The following is a 15333-nucleotide window of genomic DNA, read 5'->3' on the forward strand; positions in this document are numbered from 1 at the left end:
CCGCCGCTCGACCCGGAAATCGTCGCGCCTTCGTGCCTTCCCCGGACCCGCTTCTTCCTTCCCGCCTTCGCGCGAAAAATTCAGCCCACGCCGATCAAGGCGATCTGCCGCCCGTAATCCGCCTCGCCACGATGCGTCGCGCGGCGATAGGAATAGAAGCGCGCCTCGTCCGCGTACGTGTCGAGCCCCAGCGCATCGATCCGCCGCAGCCCGGCCGCGATCAGGCGGTGCGCGACATAGGCCTCCAGGTCGAAGCGGTGGTGCCCCGTCCGGCCCGAGGCGAAAAAGCGCTCGTTCGCCGGATCGGCCTCGGCGAAGCGGGCGAGGAAGGTATCGTCCACCTCGTAGCTGCGCCGGGCGATGCAGGGACCGATCGCGGCGGTGATGCGCTGGCGGTTCGCGCCCAGCGATTCCATCGCCGCGATCGTCGCGTCGGTCACGCCGGCCAGCGCGCCTTTCCATCCGGCATGGGCCGCGCCGACCACGCCCGCCTGGACGTCGGCGAGCAGCACCGGCGCGCAGTCGGCGGTCAGGATGCCGAGCAGCAGCCCCGGCCGCCGCGTCGCCATGCCGTCGGCATGGGGGCGGTCGTCGTCGGAAAAGGGCGAATGGATGGTGACGACATCGGCCGAATGGACCTGGTAGAGCGTCTGGAGCGTGGCGCCGGGCAGCACCGCCGCCACCGCCCGCGCACGGTTCTCGGCGAGTTCGGGCGAGATGGCGGCCTGCCCGCGCCGGCCCAGGTCCAGGCCCGCCGTGACCCCGGTCGACACGCCGCCGCGCCGGCCGAGAAAGGCGTGCGGCACGCCGTCGAGCACGCCGCTGCGGATCGTGTCCACGCCGTCGGTCACAGCGTCCGTCGCATGATATCGTCCTCGTCGGCATGGTCGCCGACCATGAAGGTGTAGCGTCCGATCCGCTCGAACCCATAGCGTTGGTAGAAGCGCCGGGCGCGGGCATTGTCGACATAGACCGACAGGAACATCTCGGTCGCGCCGCGGTCACGCGCGGTGGCCAGCGCCCAGTCCATCATCGCTGGCGCGATGCCCCGACCGTGATAGGCGGCATCGACATAGAACTGGCGCAGCTCGATCGCCGGACCCCGGCGCTCCACGGCGAAGCTCGCCGGGCCGAGTTTGATGAAGCCGACCAACGTGCCGTCCGCCTCCGCCAGGTGGAAGGCATAGGCGGGATCGGCGATCTCCGCCTGCCAAGCCTGGATGGTCATCGGATCGAGGAACGCCGCGAGGTCGGCGGGCGCGTAGAGATGGCCAAAGGTCGCGGTGAAGCTGGCGGCGAACAGCGCGCGGATCGCGGGCGCGTCCGCCGGGATGGCGTCGCGATAGAGCATTTCGGTCATCCGAAGGCCGCCGGCTCGGGCCAGTCCCTGGCGGTCAGCGCCAGCACCTTGAACAGCGCGCCCATGCCGTTCACCAGCCGCATCCGGTCGGCGGCGATCGCCTCGGCCCGGTCGGGGGCGTGGCGGGCAAGCGCCGCGGCGCGCGAGTCGATGCCCAGCCGCACCAGCCACTCGGCCTGTTCCATCGGCCCCCAGGCGGAGAGGCCCGCCGTCTGGCCCGCCGCCGCCAGCGTGGTGAAGTCGACATGCGCGGTCAGGTCGTGCTCGCCCGGCGCCTCATAGGGATTGGCGAAGCCGTGGCGCTTCACCGCCTGCAATGTCTCGCCGAGCGCCGGGCCCTCATAGCCATAATCGATCGCGAGCAGCGCGCCGCCCTGCGCGGCGATCCGCCGGCCGAGCGATCGCATGATCCCGATGGCGGCGGGGGCGACCTCCAGGATCGAGCCGATGGCCGCATCGCGCAGCGGCTCCGGAATCACCGTGTCGGGCACCGGCTTGCCGGCGATCGGCAGGAACAGCGTGTCCTGGCAGGCGATCAGCCGCTCGTGCCACTGGTCGCGGCGAACGAGCTGGCGGATCGGCAGCGCGTCGAAGAACTCGTTGGCGACGACGATCAGCGCGCCCTCGGCCGGCAGCGTCTCGACCGAATCATGGAAGGTCGCGTCCGCCACCCGCTCGGCCTGCGCCGCGCGCAGCACCGGGCTGGTCTCGACGAGATGGACGGGCGGGGTGAAGCCGGCGCGCGCCATCGCCCGCCTGGCATCGGCGGCCAGCGTGCCGCGACCGGGCCCCAGCTCGACCCAGTGGCAGGCGGGCCGGCCGGCGCGGTCCCACAGATCGGCGCACCACAGGCCGACCAGCTCGCCGAACATCTGGCTGATTTCCGGCGCAGTGACGAAATCCCCGCCCGCGCCCAGCGGGTCGCGGGTGGCGTAATAATGGGCATTGGCCGCGCCCATGAACTGGGCGAGCGAGATCGGGCCGGCCAGCGCGATGGCGCGCGCCAGCCGCTCGGGAAGGGCCGGCTCGGCGGGATCGGGAGACGTGTCGGTCATCGGCTCAGGCGACGCTCTCGGTACCCCAGGTCGGTTCGACCCGCACCCGCCGCTTCGCCGCCGTCGCCATCAGATACGCGCCGCCCAGGATCATCGGCACGCACAGCCACTGGCCCATGTGCAGGCCGGTATGCTCGGCGAAGGCGCGTAGCTGGCTGTCCGGCTCGCGGAAGAATTCGACGACGAAGCGGGCGCAGCCGTAACCGACCAGGAACAGCCCGACCAGTTTGCCCGGATCATAGCGCGCCTTGGTCCGCCAGAAGGCGAAGCTCATGACGGCGAGGAGCAACAGCCCCTCCAGCGCTGCTTCGTAGAGCTGGCTCGGATGGCGGGCGGGATCGATCATGCCATAGGGGACGGTGTGCGGGAAGACGATCGCCCAGGGCACGTTCGCCGGCTTGCCCCAGAGCTCGCCGTTCACGAAATTGGCCAGCCGGCCGAAGAACAGCCCGAACGGCACCACGCAGGCGACATAGTCGTGGATGCGCAGCCAGTTGAGCTTGTTCTTGCGCGCAAACAGGATGATCCCGACCATGGTGCCGATCGCGCCGCCATGGAAGGACATGCCGCCGTCCCACAGCCGCAGGATACGGAGCGGATGGAGGAACATCTCCGGCGCGTAGAAGGTCACATAGCCCAGCCGTCCGCCCAGGATGATGCCGAGCGTCGCATAGAAGACCAGGTCGTCGGCATGGCGCCGCGCCATCGGTGCGCCCGGCTGGTCGAGCATCCTCAGCAGCATCCACCAGCCGATCAGGATGCCGGCGATATAGGCCAGGCTGTACCAGCGCAGCGTGAAGAAGCCGATGCTGAACACGTCCGGGTGCAAGCCCAGATCCTCGAACCGGATATGTCCCGCAGCGGCGGCGATAAAGTAGATCAAGGCTTTTCCCTCAGGCTTGTGGCCTCCATAGTGGCGGCAGGCAACAAGACCAAGCGGAGAGACGGATGCGTAGCGAACTGGATCGGCGGATGGATTCGACCATGGCGCAGGTGACGGGAGCGGGCGGGCCGCTGCCGCTGACCACGGTCGAGCGTCACGGCGTCACCTTGCCGGCCTTCGCGATCGCGCCGCCCTCGCTCGCGCATTATTTCGCCCATTACGCGCAGGAGCATCGCGACACCTGCTTCCTGGTGGCCGGCGAGGAGCGGCTGACCTTCGGCGAGGTGTACGGCGTGGCGGCGGAGATCGCCCGGTCACTGGTCGCGCGCGGGATCGACCGGGGCGACCGGGTCGGCATCGCCGCGCGCAACTCGCCGGTCTGGATCGCCGCCTATATGGGCGTGCTGATGGCGGGCGGGATCGCGACCCTGCTCAACGGCTGGTGGCAGGCGGAGGAGTTCGCCGCGGCGCTGGACGATGTCGGTTGCGCGCTGGTGGTGGCGGACGGGCCGCGCGCCGAGCGGCTGGCGGCGATCGAGGGGCTCGCCGTGCCGGTGGTGCGGGTCGACGATCGCCTCCCCCTTGCCCAGGCCGCCGCGCCGCTGACCGGCGGGGAGGGCGTCCTGCCCGAATTGGGGCCGGGCGACGCTGCGACGATCCTGTTCACCTCGGGCTCGACCGGCCGGTCCAAGGGCGCGCTGGCGGATCATGGATCGGTGCTGCAGGCGACGCTCAACTTTCTGGCGCAGGCGCTGATGGTGCTGGGCCTGGCGACCGAGGACGGCGATGCCCCGACGCTGCCGCCGGCGACGATGCTGACGCTGCCGCTGTTCCACATCACCGCGATGGTGCCGGTGCTGCTGCAAAGCTTCGCCATGGGCCGCAAGCTGGTGCTGCTGCCCAAATGGGACACGCGCGAGGCGATGCGGCTGATCGAGCGGGAGAAGGTCACCTATTTCGTCGGCGTGCCGCTGATGAGCTACGAAATTCTCAATCATCCGGAGCGGGCGGCCTTCGACCTGTCCACCGTCACCGATTTCGCGGCGGGCGGCGCGCCGCGCCCGCCCGAGCATGTCCGCCGAATGGACGCCGAACTGGGCGGGCCCGCGCCGCTGATCGGCTATGGCCTGACCGAGACCAATGCCGCCGGCACCGCCAATTGGCGCAGCAACTATCTCGCCAAGCCCGATTCCGCCGGCCGCGCCTCCGCCCCGCTGATCGAGCTGGCGATCCTCGACGAGGCGGGGCGGCCGGTGCCGCAGGGCGCGCGCGGCGAGGTGGCGATCCGCTCGGTCGCCAATTTCCGCGAATATTGGAACAATCCGGCCGCCACCGCCGCCGCCATCACCGCCGACGGATTCTTTCGGACCGGCGATATCGGCTATCTCGACGCGGACGATTATCTGTTCATCGTCGACCGCAAGAAGGACATCATCATCCGCGGCGGCGAGAATATCAGTTGCCTGGAGGTGGAGGCGGCGCTCTACGCCCACCCGGCGGTGCGCGAGGCGGCGGTGTTCGGCCTGGTCGACGAGCGGTTGGGCGAGGTGCCGGCGGCGGTCGTCCATGCGGAGCCGGGCGTCGACGCGGCCGCGTTGCAGGCGTTCCTGGGCGAGCATATCGCCGCCTTCAAGGTGCCGGTCCGGCTCTGGCTGGTCGACGCCCCGCTGCCGCGCCTGGGGACGGAGAAGATCGACAAGGTGGCGTTGCGGGCCGAGTACCGGGCGCTGGTGGCGGCGGGCTGAGGGGCGGATCGTCCATCGATCGGGTGCGACATCACCCGACCCACCATTCCACCCCGGCGGAGGCCGGGATCCAGTTACGGAACGGTTGCCCTAGCCTATGAACGTCCCCCAACTGGATCCCGGCCTCCGCCGGGATGGTCGGAGGCGGTCTGCGGGTTCACAGCTTTCCGAACACCGCCTCGAAGCCGGGGATGTCGCCCGCCGCCAGGAAGCGGGCCTGTTCGATCCAGCGGTCGCGGGTCATCCGGCCGGAGAACGGCCCGAGCTGCGCGTCGAGCCGGGTGGCGGCATCCTCGTCCAGCGCGGCGATCTGGCCCACCGTGGTGATGCCTAGTTCGCCCAGCCGCGCGACCAGCTTGGGCCCCAGCCCCTTCAGCAGCGACAGCGGCGCATCGGCCGGGTCGTCGGCCAGCGCCGGAGTGGAAGGTGAAGTGGCTGGCGGGGTGGCGGGCACGGGGGCCGGTGCGATCGTCGCCGGGCTGGCCTCCAGCGGCGCGGCGGCAGCGATGGGTTCGTCGGCGAGCGGATCGGTCGTGGTCGGCTGCTCGGCTTCGGCCGGCGCGGGCTGGACGATGGGCCGAGCGACCGGCTCCGGGGCGGGCGGAGGCGGCGGAGGCGGCGGGGGCGGGAGCGGCGATTCCGCCACCGGCGCTGACGCGGTCGGCTCGGTCACCCCGGCCTCGCGCGCGTTGTGCGCGACCTCGCGCTCGGCCAGAGTCCGCTGGCGTTTGCGGCGCATGCCGACCAGGATGATCGCGATCGCCGCCACCGCGACCAGCACGATCAGCACCAGGTGCATGGTGGTGATGACGCCGACGCCGCCATCGGGCAGCAGGCTGGTTCCGGGTTGCGAGGCGGTGGCGGTGGTCGACTGGCTCATGCGCGCGACCCTAGCCGCTGCCATCCGCCAGGGCCAGCCGCCACGCGATCAGCGGGACCAGCGCGCCCAGATCGCGGTCGGCAGGGTCAGCCCGCGCGCTTCCTCGCGCACGCCCAGCTCCCCCGCCTCGACCGTGCCGGGCAGGTCGGCGAAGAGCTGGCGCAGCATCTCGCCGATCGCCAGCGCCGACATGCGCACCGCATAGACGGTGAGGAACAGGAAGCGGGAATTCTCGTCCAGCAACTGGCGGCAATCCGCGATCAGACGCGGCAGATCCTCCTCCAGCCGCCAGATCTCGCCCTCGGGCCCGCGACCATATTTGGGCGGGTCGAGCAGGATGCCGTCATAGCGCCGGCCGCGCCGCACCTCGCGCGCGGTGAACTTGGCGGCGTCGTCGACGATCCAGCGCACCGGCGCGGCGTCCAGGCCCGACAGGGCCGCATTGGCGCGCGCCGCCTCGACCGACTTCTTGGAAGCGTCGACATGCACCATGCGCGCCCCCTGGCTCGCCAGCGCCAGCGTGCCGACGCCGGTATAGCCGAACAGGTTCATGCAGTCGGGCGTCTCCAGCCCGTCCAGCCGTTCGCGCATCCAGCTCCACACCGGGGCCATGTCGGGGAAGAATCCCAGATGGCGGAAGGGCGTGGTCTGCGCGGTGAAGCGCACATCGTCCCAGCGCATCCCCCAGCCGTCGCGCGGCACCGGCTGGTTGAAGTGCCAGCGGCCGCCGCCCTCCTCGTCGGAACCGGGTACGAACTCCCCGTCGAACGTCCAGTCGGCCTTGGCCGGCGCCCACATCGCCTGGGGTTCGGGCCGGACGAAGCGGAAGCGGCCATAGCGCTCCAGCTTGCGGCCATGGCCGCTATCGACCAGCCCGTAATCGGCCCAGGGCTCCCCGATCAGCGTGCCCAGCATCATGCGGACGGCGTGGCGTGTTCGGCGATGAAGCCGGCGATGACCGACAGATCGGCGGGCAGGCTGGTATAGCGTTCCTCGCGGTCGAACAGGTCGCCGACGCGCAGCGGCAGCGTCGGCCGGCTGCCGACCGCGCGCTCGACCGCATCGCCGAACTTCGCCGGATGCGCGGTGGCGAGCGTCACCATCGGCGCGTCGACCGTGGTGGCAGCGCGGCGCGCGGCGGCCAGGCCGATCGCGGTGTGCGGGTCGATCACCTGGCCCGACGCCTCCGCCGCCCAGCGCATCGCCATCGTCATCTCGTCGGCATCGACCCGCTCGCTGGTGAACAGCGCCGCCGCCCCCTCGCGTTGCGCATTGGTCAGGCGCAGCACGCCGTCCCGCTCGAACCCCTGCATCTGCGCCGCCAGCGCCGCGCCGTCGCGCCCGCCCAGGTCGAACAGCAGCCGCTCGAAATTGGACGACACCTGGATGTCCATCGACGGCGTCGCGGTCTGCTGCACACCCGCCTTGGAATAGTCGCCCGCCGACAGCGCGCGGTGGAGGATGTCGTTGACGTTGGTCGCGACCACCAGCTTGGCCACCGGCAGCCCCATCTTCGCCGCGACATAGCCGGCGAAGACATCGCCGAAATTGCCCGTCGGCACCGAGAAGGCGACTGCCCGCTCCGGCGCGCCGAGGCGGACGGCGGCATAGAAGTAATAGACCACCTGCGCCATCAGCCGCGCCCAGTTGATCGAATTGACCGCCGACAGCGCATAACGGTCGGCCATCGCCCGGTCGGCGAAGGCGGCCTTCACCAGCGCCTGTGCCTGGTCGAAATCGCCGTCGATGGCGATGTTGAAGACGTTGGGGGCCAGCACCGTCGTCATCTGGCGACGCTGCACCTCCGACACCCGGCCCATCGGATGGAGCATGAAGATGTCGACGCCCGCGCGCCCGGCCACCGCGTCGATCGCCGCCGATCCGGTGTCGCCGCTGGTCGCGCCGATGATGGTCAGATGCTTGTCGGTGCCGGTCAGGAACCGCTCGAACAGCAGGCCGAGCAGTTGCAGCGCCACGTCCTTGAAGGCCAGCGTCGGTCCGTGGAACAGCTCCAGCAGCCATTGGTCATGGTCGAGCTGGACCAGCGGCGTCACCGCCGCGTGCGAGAAGCGGCCATAGGCGGCCTCGCACAGCGAACGCAGTTCGTCCTCGTTCAGCGCATCGCCGACGAACGGCGTCATCACCCGCACCGCCGTCTCCGCATAGGACAGGCCGGCCAGCGCCGCGATCGAGTCGCGACCCAGCGTCGGCCAGGTCTCGGGCACGTACAGGCCGCCATCGGCGGCGAGCCCGGCGAGCGTGGCGGCGCGGAAGTCGACGATCGGCGCGGTGCCGCGAGTGCTGAGGTAGCGCATGGCCCTGCCGCTAACGCCTGTGCGCGGACACGACAAGCAAGGGCTGGTTCAGCGCCGCCGCTTTTTCCTTGTCGGCGGCGCCGCCGCGGGGACGGGCGGCGCGGGCTGGCCGCTCAACCGCAGGTCGAGCGGCGGGGTGATGGCGGGATCGGCCGGGAAGCGGGCGCGCGCCCTGGCGAACAGGAACCGCGCCTTCGCCGCGCCCGGCGCATCGGCGGTTGCGCCGACCCAGCGCCAGTGCCACGGCTCCCACTTCACATTCTGCCGGTTGCCGGGCGGGAAGCTCAGTTCGAAGCCGTAGCGCGGCGCATGGTCGTGCAGCCAGCGCGCCTGTGGCGTGGCGGCCATGCATGCCTCCGCATCGGGGCATCCGCGCGACGGGCGCACCGCGAAGTCGAGCGCGAAGCCGGTGCTGTGCTCGCTATGCCCCGGCGGCGCGACCGAGATCGCCCGGTCCGCCGCGGTCGGTCCCGCGCCGCCGGTGGCGAAGACGCTGCCCTGGCGCAACACGCCCCGGTGGCAGGACAGGCCCCGGATCGCGCCCGCTCCCAATGCCGCGTCGGCGGCCGCGATCAGCCGTTCGAGGTCCGGGATCACCTCGCGCCGGAGCAGGCAGGCGTGGAGGCCGAAGCCCGGCGGGGCCGGGACCAGATCGCCCGGCGGCGCGTCGCCATAACGGAAATGGCCGTAGAGCCGTCCGTCCGTCGCGACCGGCGCGGCGGCGGGCGGGGCGGCGGGCGTCACCGCCTGGGCGAGCAGAATGGCGAGCATGGCCGCGCGGCTCTGGCATGGGCGTCGCGGCGGTGGCAAGGACCGCAGCCATGGACCCCGAACGTATCCTTTTCATCGATGGCGAGGCGCTCGTCATCGACAAGCCCGCCGGCCTGCCCGTCGATCCGCCCCGCGACGGATCGATCAGCCTGGAGAACCACCTCGAATCGCTGCGTTTCGGCTTTCAGCGCTGGCCGACGCCGGTGCACCGGCTGGACCGCGACACCAGCGGCTGCCTGCTGCTCGCGCGCAATCCCAAGGCGGGGGCGCGGTTCCAGCAGGCGTTCGAGAATGGGACGGTCGAGAAACGCTACCTGGCGGTGCTCGACGGCGTGGTCACGGGCGAGGGGACGATCGACCTGCCGCTCGCCAAGGTCAGCAGCGCCGAGTCGGGCTGGCGGATGGTCGGCGATCCCGCCGGCAAGCCGTCGCGCACCCACTGGCGCGCGCTGGCCGAACAGGATGGCCGCACCCTGGTCGAGTTCCGGCCCGAAACGGGGCGCACGCACCAGATCCGCGTCCATGCCGCCAGCGGCCTGAACGTGCCCGTGGTCGGCGACCCGATTTATGGCCGCGCCCGGCGCGTCGCGCCGAACCAGGCGGGCGGGCAGGGAATGCTGCTCCATGCCGCCGAGTTGGTCGTCCCCCGGCCGGGCAAGGAGCCGATCAAGGCGGCGGCCCCGCTGCCCGAGCGGTTCGGAGCCTGGCCCGGCCTGGCGGGTTGATCGCGCCATGGTCGCCATCCCCGTCACCCGTGCGATCTGGATCGACAGCGAGGAACTGCACGAAAGCTATACCCGCGCTTCCGGGCCGGGCGGGCAGCATGTCAACACCACCGACAGCGCAGTGCTGCTGCGCTTCGACGTGGCGAACTCGCCCAGCCTGCCCGACGCGGTGAAGGCGCGGCTGGCGGTGCTGGCGGGATCGCGGCTGACCCGCGAGGGCGTGCTGGTGCTGCGGAGCGAAGGCGCGCGGTCGCAGCTGCTCAACCGGCAGGAGGTGCGCGAGCGGCTGGTCGAACTGATCCGCGAGGCGACGATCGTGCCCAAGAAGCGCCGCCCGACCAAGCCGACCCGCGCCTCGCAAACCCGCCGGGTCGAGGGCAAGGCGCGGCGCTCGGCGGTGAAGGCGGGGCGCGGCAAGGTCCGCGACTGACCGGCTGGCGGTGGCGGCCGGCCCCGCCTAGATAGGCGGCATGTACCAGTTCGACATTTCGTCCGGCAGCAAGGCGGACCTGTACCGCGACCTCCATGCCGCGCTCGATGCGCTGACCGCCGGCGAGCCCGACGCGGTCGCCAACATGGCCAACGCCTCCGCGCTGCTGTGGCAGTATCTGCCCGACCTCAACTGGGCCGGCTTCTACCGCATGGTCGCAGGCGAACTGGTTCTGGGGCCGTTCCAGGGCAAGGCGGCGTGCATCCGCATCCCGCTCGGCAAGGGGGTGTGCGGCACCGCCGCCGAAAGCGGCGAGACGCAGGTGGTGGCCGATGTCCACGCCTTTCCCGGCCATATCGCCTGCGACGCGGCGAGCCGGTCCGAACTGGTCGTGCCGATCGTCCGCGACGGCGCGGTGCTGGGGGTGATCGACCTCGACAGCCCGGAGCCCGGTCGTTTCGACGCGGAGGATGCCGCCGGCTGCGAGGCGCTGGCGACGCTGCTGGCCGGGCGGCTCTGAGGGCCGCTTCGCTGGTCGTCCTTCTGCAGGGATCGGTCCGCAACCCGCCATCCCGCCGCGGCGAAGGCCGGGGTGGTGCGAAGTCTGGGGTGACGTCGTGACGTTCGCGGCCGCCGCGCTGCCGCCGGGGTGGAACGCGGGGGGTGTGGAGCGCAGGCGGTCGCAACCGTCTCGCCACGGGCCAGACGCTTGCCTGCCCCGGATCGGGACCGTCGCGGCGCTTTTCCGGCGCGGCGCGCGCGCTACGATCCGGCGCATGATGAAGACGCAGGCGAGATGGTGGTGTGGGCTGGCGCTGCTCGCGACCGGCCCGGCGAACGCGCAACGGGGTGGCCCGCCGCCGCCACCGCCGATAGCGGGCGGCGAGCCGGCCTATGCCGTCCCGCCGGTCACCCTGTTGCTCGACCTGCGGGGAGAGCCGCGCGACGACCCGCCGCCACTCGCGCCGCCGCCGCTGCCGGAGGTGCGCTCCGGCCGGCGCGATGCGACGCCCGGCGCGACCGTCACCACCACCACTGCCGCGACCGGTTCGCGGATGCGGGCGGCGGACGAAGGATCGATCACGACCACCACGGACGTCTATGCTGATCCGCCGCCGCCATCGCGTCCTCCGCGCCGACCGGTCAGCGCCCGCCGAAGGTGACCAGGCTCTCCGACCCGTCCGCCGCCAGCGCCGATACGCCGACGAAGTGATCGTCGACCGGCACCTGTGCCAGCAGCGTCCTGGTGCCGGTCACGTCGCGGCTGTCGGTCCAGTCGGCGCGGTCGTTACGACGCCAATGCACGCGGTAGCCCGCCGCCCCCGGCACCGCCGGCCAGCTCACCTGCGTGTCGCGCGACAGAGCGCCGGAGATCGTCACGCTCGCCGGGGCGGCGGGGGCGCCGGCCAGCCGGGCAAGCGTCGCGACGTTGATCGCCGTCACCTTGGCCAGATAGGGAAAGTCCATCCGGTCGATCGTGTCGCCATAGACCACGCCCTTCTCGGTGCGCAGATCCTGGTGCTGCGCATCCCAATTCTCGTTGGCGACCGAAAAGCGCACCGCAGGATAGCCGAGCTTCAGGAACGGCTCGTGATCGCCGCCGCGGCCGAACCGGTCGGGCCGTCGGTCGAGGAACACGTCGAGCCCGAACCGCCCCCGCGCGGCGACCCCATCGATCGCCTTGGCGAGCGCGCGGCTGGGGCCGTCATCCTCGCCGCCATTGCCGCGCCGGACCATCTGCTGCGCCTCGTCCTCCGACGAGCGGATGCCCTCGGAAAAGACGCGCACCCAGCGCGATTCGCGGACATCGCCCTGGCCGATCGTGTTGCCGACGATGTCGTTGTTGAGCATCGCCGACACCTGCCAGCCGCGCGCCTTGGCGGTGTCGGCGAGCAGGGTGGCGCCCCACAGGCCCTGCTCCTCGCCGGAGAAGACCGCATAGACGATGGTCGCGTCGAACGTCTGGCGGGACAGGATGCGCGCCGCCTCCAGCACCAGCGCGACGCCAGACGCGTCGTCGTTGGCGCCGGGCGCATCGCTGGTCGTGTCCATCACGTCGGTGACGCGGCTGTCGATATGCGCGCCGACGATCACCACGCGCTCGGGATCGCGGCCGCGCTGGATGCCGAGCACGTCCTGCACCACCACGCCGGTCGGCGCGCGCGGGCCGGTGAAGCGCCGCTCGATCCGCTCGACCGTGATGCACCCGCCACAGCCGCGCGCGATCGCGGCGAAACGCCCGGCGGCCCAGTCGCGCGCCGCGCCGATGCCGCGCTTCGGGTCGGTGGTGGTGGAGGCGGTGTGCCGCGTGCCGAAGCCGACCATCGCGGCGACATCGGCCTTGAGGCGGTCCGGAGAGGGGGCGGGGGTGGCGGCGGCAGCCGCGGCGAGGGCGAGGAGGATCGGCATGGACGATCAGCATGCCGCAGCCAGTCCTGCCGCTCAAGCCATTGCGATCACGACCGGTTACGTTCGATTCGTTGAGCCGGTCAGCTTAGCCGGTCGATCTGCTCCGGGGTCAGCGATCCGGGGATGATCATCACCGGCACCGGCAAGGCGCCAGCATCGGTGCCGGTGAAATGGCTGATCAACGCGCCCGGCGCGCCGGCCGGGGCGGCGCCCAGCACCAGCGCCGCGATCTGCGGATCGGCGTCGATGATCTGGCGGATCACCTTGGGCGCGTCGCCCTCGCGCACCGTGATCGCCGGCCGCAGGCCCGATTCGCGGAAGATGGCGCCGGCCGCGACGCCGACCACCGCCTCGGCCTGCTGGCGCGCCTCCGCCTCGATCGTCGCCTGCACGCCGGCGAATGCGATGAATTCCTGCGGCGGCAGGATCGACAGGATGTTGACGCCGCCGCCGGTCTTCACGGCGCGACGCGCGGCGAAGCGCAGGGCGATTTCCGCCTCCGGACTGTCGTCGACCACCACCAGATAGATGCGCATGGCCCCCGGTGTGGCGCGTGGGCCGATGCGGCGCAAGAGGCGTCGGGGTTGACCCGGCGGCCCGGGGCGGCAAGAGACGGTCGCCGCTACGGAATGCCTTGAGGACCTTCATGTCGATCGAGATCAAGATGCCCGCGCTTTCGCCGACGATGGAGGAAGGCACGCTCGCCAAATGGCTGGTCAAGGAAGGGGACACCGTCAAATCCGGCGACATCATGGCCGAGATCGAGACCGACAAGGCGACGATGGAGTTCGAGGCGGTGGACGAGGGCGTGATCGCCAAGATCCTGGTCGCCGAGGGTAGCGACAATGTGAAGGTCGGCACCGTCATCGCCATCCTGGCCGAAGAGGGCGAGGACGCGTCTTCGGTCGGCACCCCGACCAAGGCTGAAATGCCCGTTCCCGCCAAGCCGATGCCGACCGACCCGACCGATCCCAACAAGACCGGCAGCGAGGCCAAGCCGTTCGACCGCACGGTCGAGCAGGCCGAGGATCATGGCAAGCCCGCCGATTCGAACGGCGCATCGGGCGGCGGCACCAGTGTCGGCAACGGTCGCGCGATCGCCAGCCCGCTGGCCCGCCGCATCGCCGCGCAGAAGGGCCTGGACCTGGCGAGCCTGACCGGCTCCGGCCCCAACGGCCGCATCGTCAAGGCGGATGTCGAGAACGCCCAGCCGGGCGCCGCGCCCGCCAAGGCGGCCGCGCCCGCCCCGCACGCCTCTGCCGAAGCGCCGGCCGCCGCCGCCGCTGCGCCGGCTCCGGCGGCCAAGCCCGCCGCCGTGCCGGACATCCCGCACGAGGCGACCAAACTCAGCAACATGCGCAAGACGATTGCGCGCCGCCTGACCGAATCGAAGCAGCAGGTGCCGCACATCTACCTGACGGTGGACGTGCGCCTGGACGCGCTCCTCAAGCTGCGTGGCGAGCTGAACGCATCGCTGGCCAGCCGCGGCGTCAAGCTGTCTGTCAACGACATGCTGGTGAAGGCCCTGGGCGTGGCGCTGATGGCGGTGCCCAAGTGCAACGTGATGTTCACGCCCGACCAGCTGATCAGCTTCAAGCGCGCCGACATCTCGGTCGCGGTGTCGACGCCGTCGGGTCTGATCACGCCGATCGTGACCGAGGCGGATACGCGCTCGCTGTCGTCGATCTCGACCGCGGTGAAGGACCTCGCCGCGCGCGCCCGCGACAACAAGCTGAAGCCCGAGGAATTCCAGGGCGGCACCGCCTCGATCTCCAACATGGGCATGTTCGGGATCAAGCAGTTCGAGGCGGTGATCAACCCGCCCCAGGGCATGATCCTGGCGATCGGCGCGGGCGAGAAGCGTCCCTATGTCATCAATGACGAACTCGCCGTGGCGACCGTGATGTCGGCGACCGGCAGCTTCGACCACCGGGCGATCGACGGGGCCGATGGTGCCGAGCTGATGAAGGTGTTCAAGGAACTGGTCGAGAATCCCCTGGGGATGCTCGCCTGAGGCTGATGGAAGGACCAGGGACGGTGGGCCGGCGGACGCTGATCGAAATCTTCTTCATCGTCGCCGGGCTGGTGATGGCCGGCCTGCTGACCCATGCCGCGCTCTGGGCCTATCCGCTCGGGCGCGAGCCGATCCTGTGGAGCGGGATCGGCGGCATGGTCGCGACGATCGCGATGGGGCTCGCCCCGCTGCGCCGCGCCATCCTGCACGATCGGGGCGGACGTGACCGTGCCGAGACGCGGCGCGGACGCGGGGAGGCCGCATGACGATGTTGCCCGACCGGTCGCCGACGATCCGCGTCACCGCCATGCCCGCCGATTCCAATCCCTATGGCGATATCTTCGGCGGCTGGTTGATGGGCCATATGGACCTGGCGGCGGGCTCGGTCGCCTCGCATCATTCGGGCGGCCGCGCGGTCACCGTCGCGGCGGAGGGAATGAAGTTCCACCGCCCGGTCGTGATCGGCGACGAGGTCTCCGTCTATGCCACGCTGGTCGCGACCGGCACCACGTCGATGACGATCGATGTCGAGGCGTGGCGACGCGGCCGCCACAGTGACGAGGCCTATATGGTGACCCAGGCGCGCTTCGTCTTCGTCGCGATCGGCGAGGACCGGCAGCCGCGCCGCGTGCCGCCCATGCCTGCAGGGGCCTGAGGCTCCGGCATCACGCGACGGATGCGGCCGGTGCGGCGAGACGCTAGGAAGGGCCGCACCGGACAGACTATCAACATCGGCCCGGCCAAGC

Annotated in this window: 18 protein-coding genes; 8 read left to right on the plus strand and 10 right to left on the minus strand. The window is 71.2% G+C overall.

Annotation, left to right across the window (positions count from 1 at the left end):
• Positions 1 to 80: 80 nt before the first annotated feature.
• The 4 genes from pgeF to lgt are packed head-to-tail and all read right to left on the minus strand — an operon-like array spanning position 81 to position 3298.
• Complete coding sequence (gene pgeF / locus GGQ96_RS08555) at positions 81 to 851, minus strand: peptidoglycan editing factor PgeF (RefSeq protein WP_184113617.1); 771 nt, start codon at positions 849 to 851, stop codon at positions 81 to 83.
• Positions 848 to 1360, minus strand: a complete 513-nt coding sequence (locus tag GGQ96_RS08560; RefSeq protein WP_343058973.1) for a GNAT family N-acetyltransferase — start codon at positions 1358 to 1360, stop codon at positions 848 to 850. Before GGQ96_RS08560 ends, pgeF begins: the two co-directional genes overlap by 4 nt.
• On the minus strand, positions 1357 to 2415 hold the full coding sequence (locus GGQ96_RS08565) for a class I SAM-dependent methyltransferase (RefSeq protein ID WP_184113619.1): 1059 nt from the start codon (positions 2413 to 2415) through the stop codon (positions 1357 to 1359). The genes GGQ96_RS08560 and GGQ96_RS08565 overlap by 4 nt, the downstream gene beginning before the upstream one ends.
• Positions 2416 to 2419: 4 nt before the next feature.
• Positions 2420 to 3298 (minus strand): prolipoprotein diacylglyceryl transferase, encoded by an 879-nt coding sequence (gene lgt, locus GGQ96_RS08570; RefSeq protein WP_184113621.1) that lies wholly within the window; start codon positions 3296 to 3298, stop codon positions 2420 to 2422.
• Positions 3299 to 3363: 65 nt separating this feature from the next.
• On the opposite strand from lgt, the gene GGQ96_RS08575 reads away from it, so the two are divergent.
• The gene (locus tag GGQ96_RS08575) at positions 3364 to 5043 is read left to right on the plus strand and encodes a class I adenylate-forming enzyme family protein (protein WP_184113623.1); all 1680 of its coding nucleotides are present in this window, start codon (positions 3364 to 3366) and stop codon (positions 5041 to 5043) included.
• A 157-nt stretch (positions 5044 to 5200) separates the two neighbouring features.
• Here GGQ96_RS08575 and GGQ96_RS08580 read toward each other — a convergent pair whose 3' ends face one another.
• Genes GGQ96_RS08580 through GGQ96_RS08595 form a run of 4 tightly spaced genes read right to left on the minus strand, consistent with a single transcriptional unit; the run spans position 5201 to position 9009 of the window.
• Positions 5201 to 5923: a hypothetical protein gene (locus GGQ96_RS08580; protein WP_246360414.1), complete on the minus strand. Its 723-nt coding sequence runs from the start codon at positions 5921 to 5923 to the stop codon at positions 5201 to 5203.
• Positions 5924 to 5971: 48 nt separating this feature from the next.
• Positions 5972 to 6841 (minus strand): class I SAM-dependent methyltransferase, encoded by an 870-nt coding sequence (locus GGQ96_RS08585; RefSeq protein WP_184113625.1) that lies wholly within the window; start codon positions 6839 to 6841, stop codon positions 5972 to 5974.
• The gene (gene thrC / locus GGQ96_RS08590) at positions 6838 to 8238 is read right to left on the minus strand and encodes a threonine synthase (protein WP_184113627.1); all 1401 of its coding nucleotides are present in this window, start codon (positions 8236 to 8238) and stop codon (positions 6838 to 6840) included. The genes GGQ96_RS08585 and thrC overlap by 4 nt, the downstream gene beginning before the upstream one ends.
• Before the next feature lie 48 nt (positions 8239 to 8286).
• Positions 8287 to 9009, minus strand: coding sequence for a M15 family metallopeptidase (locus tag GGQ96_RS08595; protein ID WP_184113629.1), 723 nt, complete (start codon positions 9007 to 9009; stop codon positions 8287 to 8289).
• 50 nt (positions 9010 to 9059) lie between these two features.
• Between GGQ96_RS08595 and GGQ96_RS08600 the strand changes: the two genes are divergently transcribed.
• The 4 genes from GGQ96_RS08600 (at position 9060) to GGQ96_RS08615 (ending at position 11327) form a co-directional block, all read left to right on the plus strand.
• Complete coding sequence (locus GGQ96_RS08600; protein WP_184113631.1) at positions 9060 to 9734, plus strand: RluA family pseudouridine synthase; 675 nt, start codon at positions 9060 to 9062, stop codon at positions 9732 to 9734.
• A 7-nt stretch (positions 9735 to 9741) separates the two neighbouring features.
• On the plus strand, positions 9742 to 10164 hold the full coding sequence (gene arfB, locus GGQ96_RS08605) for an alternative ribosome rescue aminoacyl-tRNA hydrolase ArfB (protein WP_184113633.1): 423 nt from the start codon (positions 9742 to 9744) through the stop codon (positions 10162 to 10164).
• 40 nt (positions 10165 to 10204) lie between these two features.
• Positions 10205 to 10684 (plus strand): GAF domain-containing protein, encoded by a 480-nt coding sequence (locus tag GGQ96_RS08610; RefSeq protein WP_184113635.1) that lies wholly within the window; start codon positions 10205 to 10207, stop codon positions 10682 to 10684.
• A 256-nt stretch (positions 10685 to 10940) separates the two neighbouring features.
• Positions 10941 to 11327, plus strand: a complete 387-nt coding sequence (locus tag GGQ96_RS08615) for a hypothetical protein (RefSeq protein ID WP_184113637.1) — start codon at positions 10941 to 10943, stop codon at positions 11325 to 11327.
• Here the strand turns inward: GGQ96_RS08615 and GGQ96_RS08620 are convergent.
• Both GGQ96_RS08620 and GGQ96_RS08625 read right to left on the minus strand, forming a co-directional pair.
• Positions 11308 to 12573 carry a M20/M25/M40 family metallo-hydrolase gene (locus tag GGQ96_RS08620; RefSeq protein WP_184113639.1) on the minus strand — a complete coding sequence of 422 codons (1266 nt, stop codon included), beginning with the start codon at positions 12571 to 12573 and terminating at the stop codon, positions 11308 to 11310. The genes GGQ96_RS08615 and GGQ96_RS08620 overlap by 20 nt on opposite strands.
• A gap of 80 nt (positions 12574 to 12653) precedes the next feature.
• Positions 12654 to 13109, minus strand: a complete 456-nt coding sequence (locus tag GGQ96_RS08625; protein ID WP_184113641.1) for a universal stress protein — start codon at positions 13107 to 13109, stop codon at positions 12654 to 12656.
• Between the two features lie 110 nt (positions 13110 to 13219).
• On the opposite strand from GGQ96_RS08625, the gene GGQ96_RS08630 reads away from it, so the two are divergent.
• The 3 genes from GGQ96_RS08630 to GGQ96_RS08640 are packed head-to-tail and all read left to right on the plus strand — an operon-like array spanning position 13220 to position 15242.
• Positions 13220 to 14587 carry a pyruvate dehydrogenase complex dihydrolipoamide acetyltransferase gene (locus GGQ96_RS08630; protein WP_184113643.1) on the plus strand — a complete coding sequence of 456 codons (1368 nt, stop codon included), beginning with the start codon at positions 13220 to 13222 and terminating at the stop codon, positions 14585 to 14587.
• Positions 14588 to 14610: 23 nt separating this feature from the next.
• Complete coding sequence (locus tag GGQ96_RS08635) at positions 14611 to 14853, plus strand: hypothetical protein (protein ID WP_343058974.1); 243 nt, start codon at positions 14611 to 14613, stop codon at positions 14851 to 14853.
• The gene (locus GGQ96_RS08640) at positions 14850 to 15242 is read left to right on the plus strand and encodes an acyl-CoA thioesterase (protein ID WP_184113647.1); all 393 of its coding nucleotides are present in this window, start codon (positions 14850 to 14852) and stop codon (positions 15240 to 15242) included. The genes GGQ96_RS08635 and GGQ96_RS08640 overlap by 4 nt, the downstream gene beginning before the upstream one ends.
• Positions 15243 to 15333: the final 91 nt, after the last annotated feature.

The organism is Sphingomonas abaci, from assembly GCF_014199625.1.
GTDB classification, from domain to species: Bacteria; Pseudomonadota; Alphaproteobacteria; order Sphingomonadales; family Sphingomonadaceae; genus Sphingomonas; species Sphingomonas abaci.

Excerpts from the sequence above, each read along its gene's own strand:
- GGQ96_RS08575 (WP_184113623.1), top strand. The coding sequence starts at position 3,364 with ATGCGTAGCGAACTGGATCGGCGGATGGATTCGACCATGGCGCAGGTG.
- GGQ96_RS08640 (WP_184113647.1), top strand. The coding sequence starts at position 14,850 with ATGACGATGTTGCCCGACCGGTCGCCGACGATCCGCGTCACCGCCATG.
- GGQ96_RS08630 (WP_184113643.1), top strand. The coding sequence starts at position 13,220 with ATGTCGATCGAGATCAAGATGCCCGCGCTTTCGCCGACGATGGAGGAA.
- GGQ96_RS08615 (WP_184113637.1), top strand. The coding sequence starts at position 10,941 with ATGATGAAGACGCAGGCGAGATGGTGGTGTGGGCTGGCGCTGCTCGCG.
- GGQ96_RS08620 (WP_184113639.1), bottom strand. The coding sequence starts at position 12,573 with ATGCCGATCCTCCTCGCCCTCGCCGCGGCTGCCGCCGCCACCCCCGCC.
- arfB (WP_184113633.1), top strand. The coding sequence starts at position 9,742 with ATGGTCGCCATCCCCGTCACCCGTGCGATCTGGATCGACAGCGAGGAA.
- GGQ96_RS08595 (WP_184113629.1), bottom strand. The coding sequence starts at position 9,009 with ATGCTCGCCATTCTGCTCGCCCAGGCGGTGACGCCCGCCGCCCCGCCC.
- GGQ96_RS08625 (WP_184113641.1), bottom strand. The coding sequence starts at position 13,109 with ATGCGCATCTATCTGGTGGTGGTCGACGACAGTCCGGAGGCGGAAATC.
- GGQ96_RS08565 (WP_184113619.1), bottom strand. The coding sequence starts at position 2,415 with ATGACCGACACGTCTCCCGATCCCGCCGAGCCGGCCCTTCCCGAGCGG.
- thrC (WP_184113627.1), bottom strand. The coding sequence starts at position 8,238 with ATGCGCTACCTCAGCACTCGCGGCACCGCGCCGATCGTCGACTTCCGC.
- GGQ96_RS08585 (WP_184113625.1), bottom strand. The coding sequence starts at position 6,841 with ATGATGCTGGGCACGCTGATCGGGGAGCCCTGGGCCGATTACGGGCTG.
- GGQ96_RS08560 (WP_343058973.1), bottom strand. The coding sequence starts at position 1,360 with ATGACCGAAATGCTCTATCGCGACGCCATCCCGGCGGACGCGCCCGCG.
- GGQ96_RS08610 (WP_184113635.1), top strand. The coding sequence starts at position 10,205 with ATGTACCAGTTCGACATTTCGTCCGGCAGCAAGGCGGACCTGTACCGC.
- GGQ96_RS08580 (WP_246360414.1), bottom strand. The coding sequence starts at position 5,923 with ATGAGCCAGTCGACCACCGCCACCGCCTCGCAACCCGGAACCAGCCTG.
- GGQ96_RS08600 (WP_184113631.1), top strand. The coding sequence starts at position 9,060 with ATGGACCCCGAACGTATCCTTTTCATCGATGGCGAGGCGCTCGTCATC.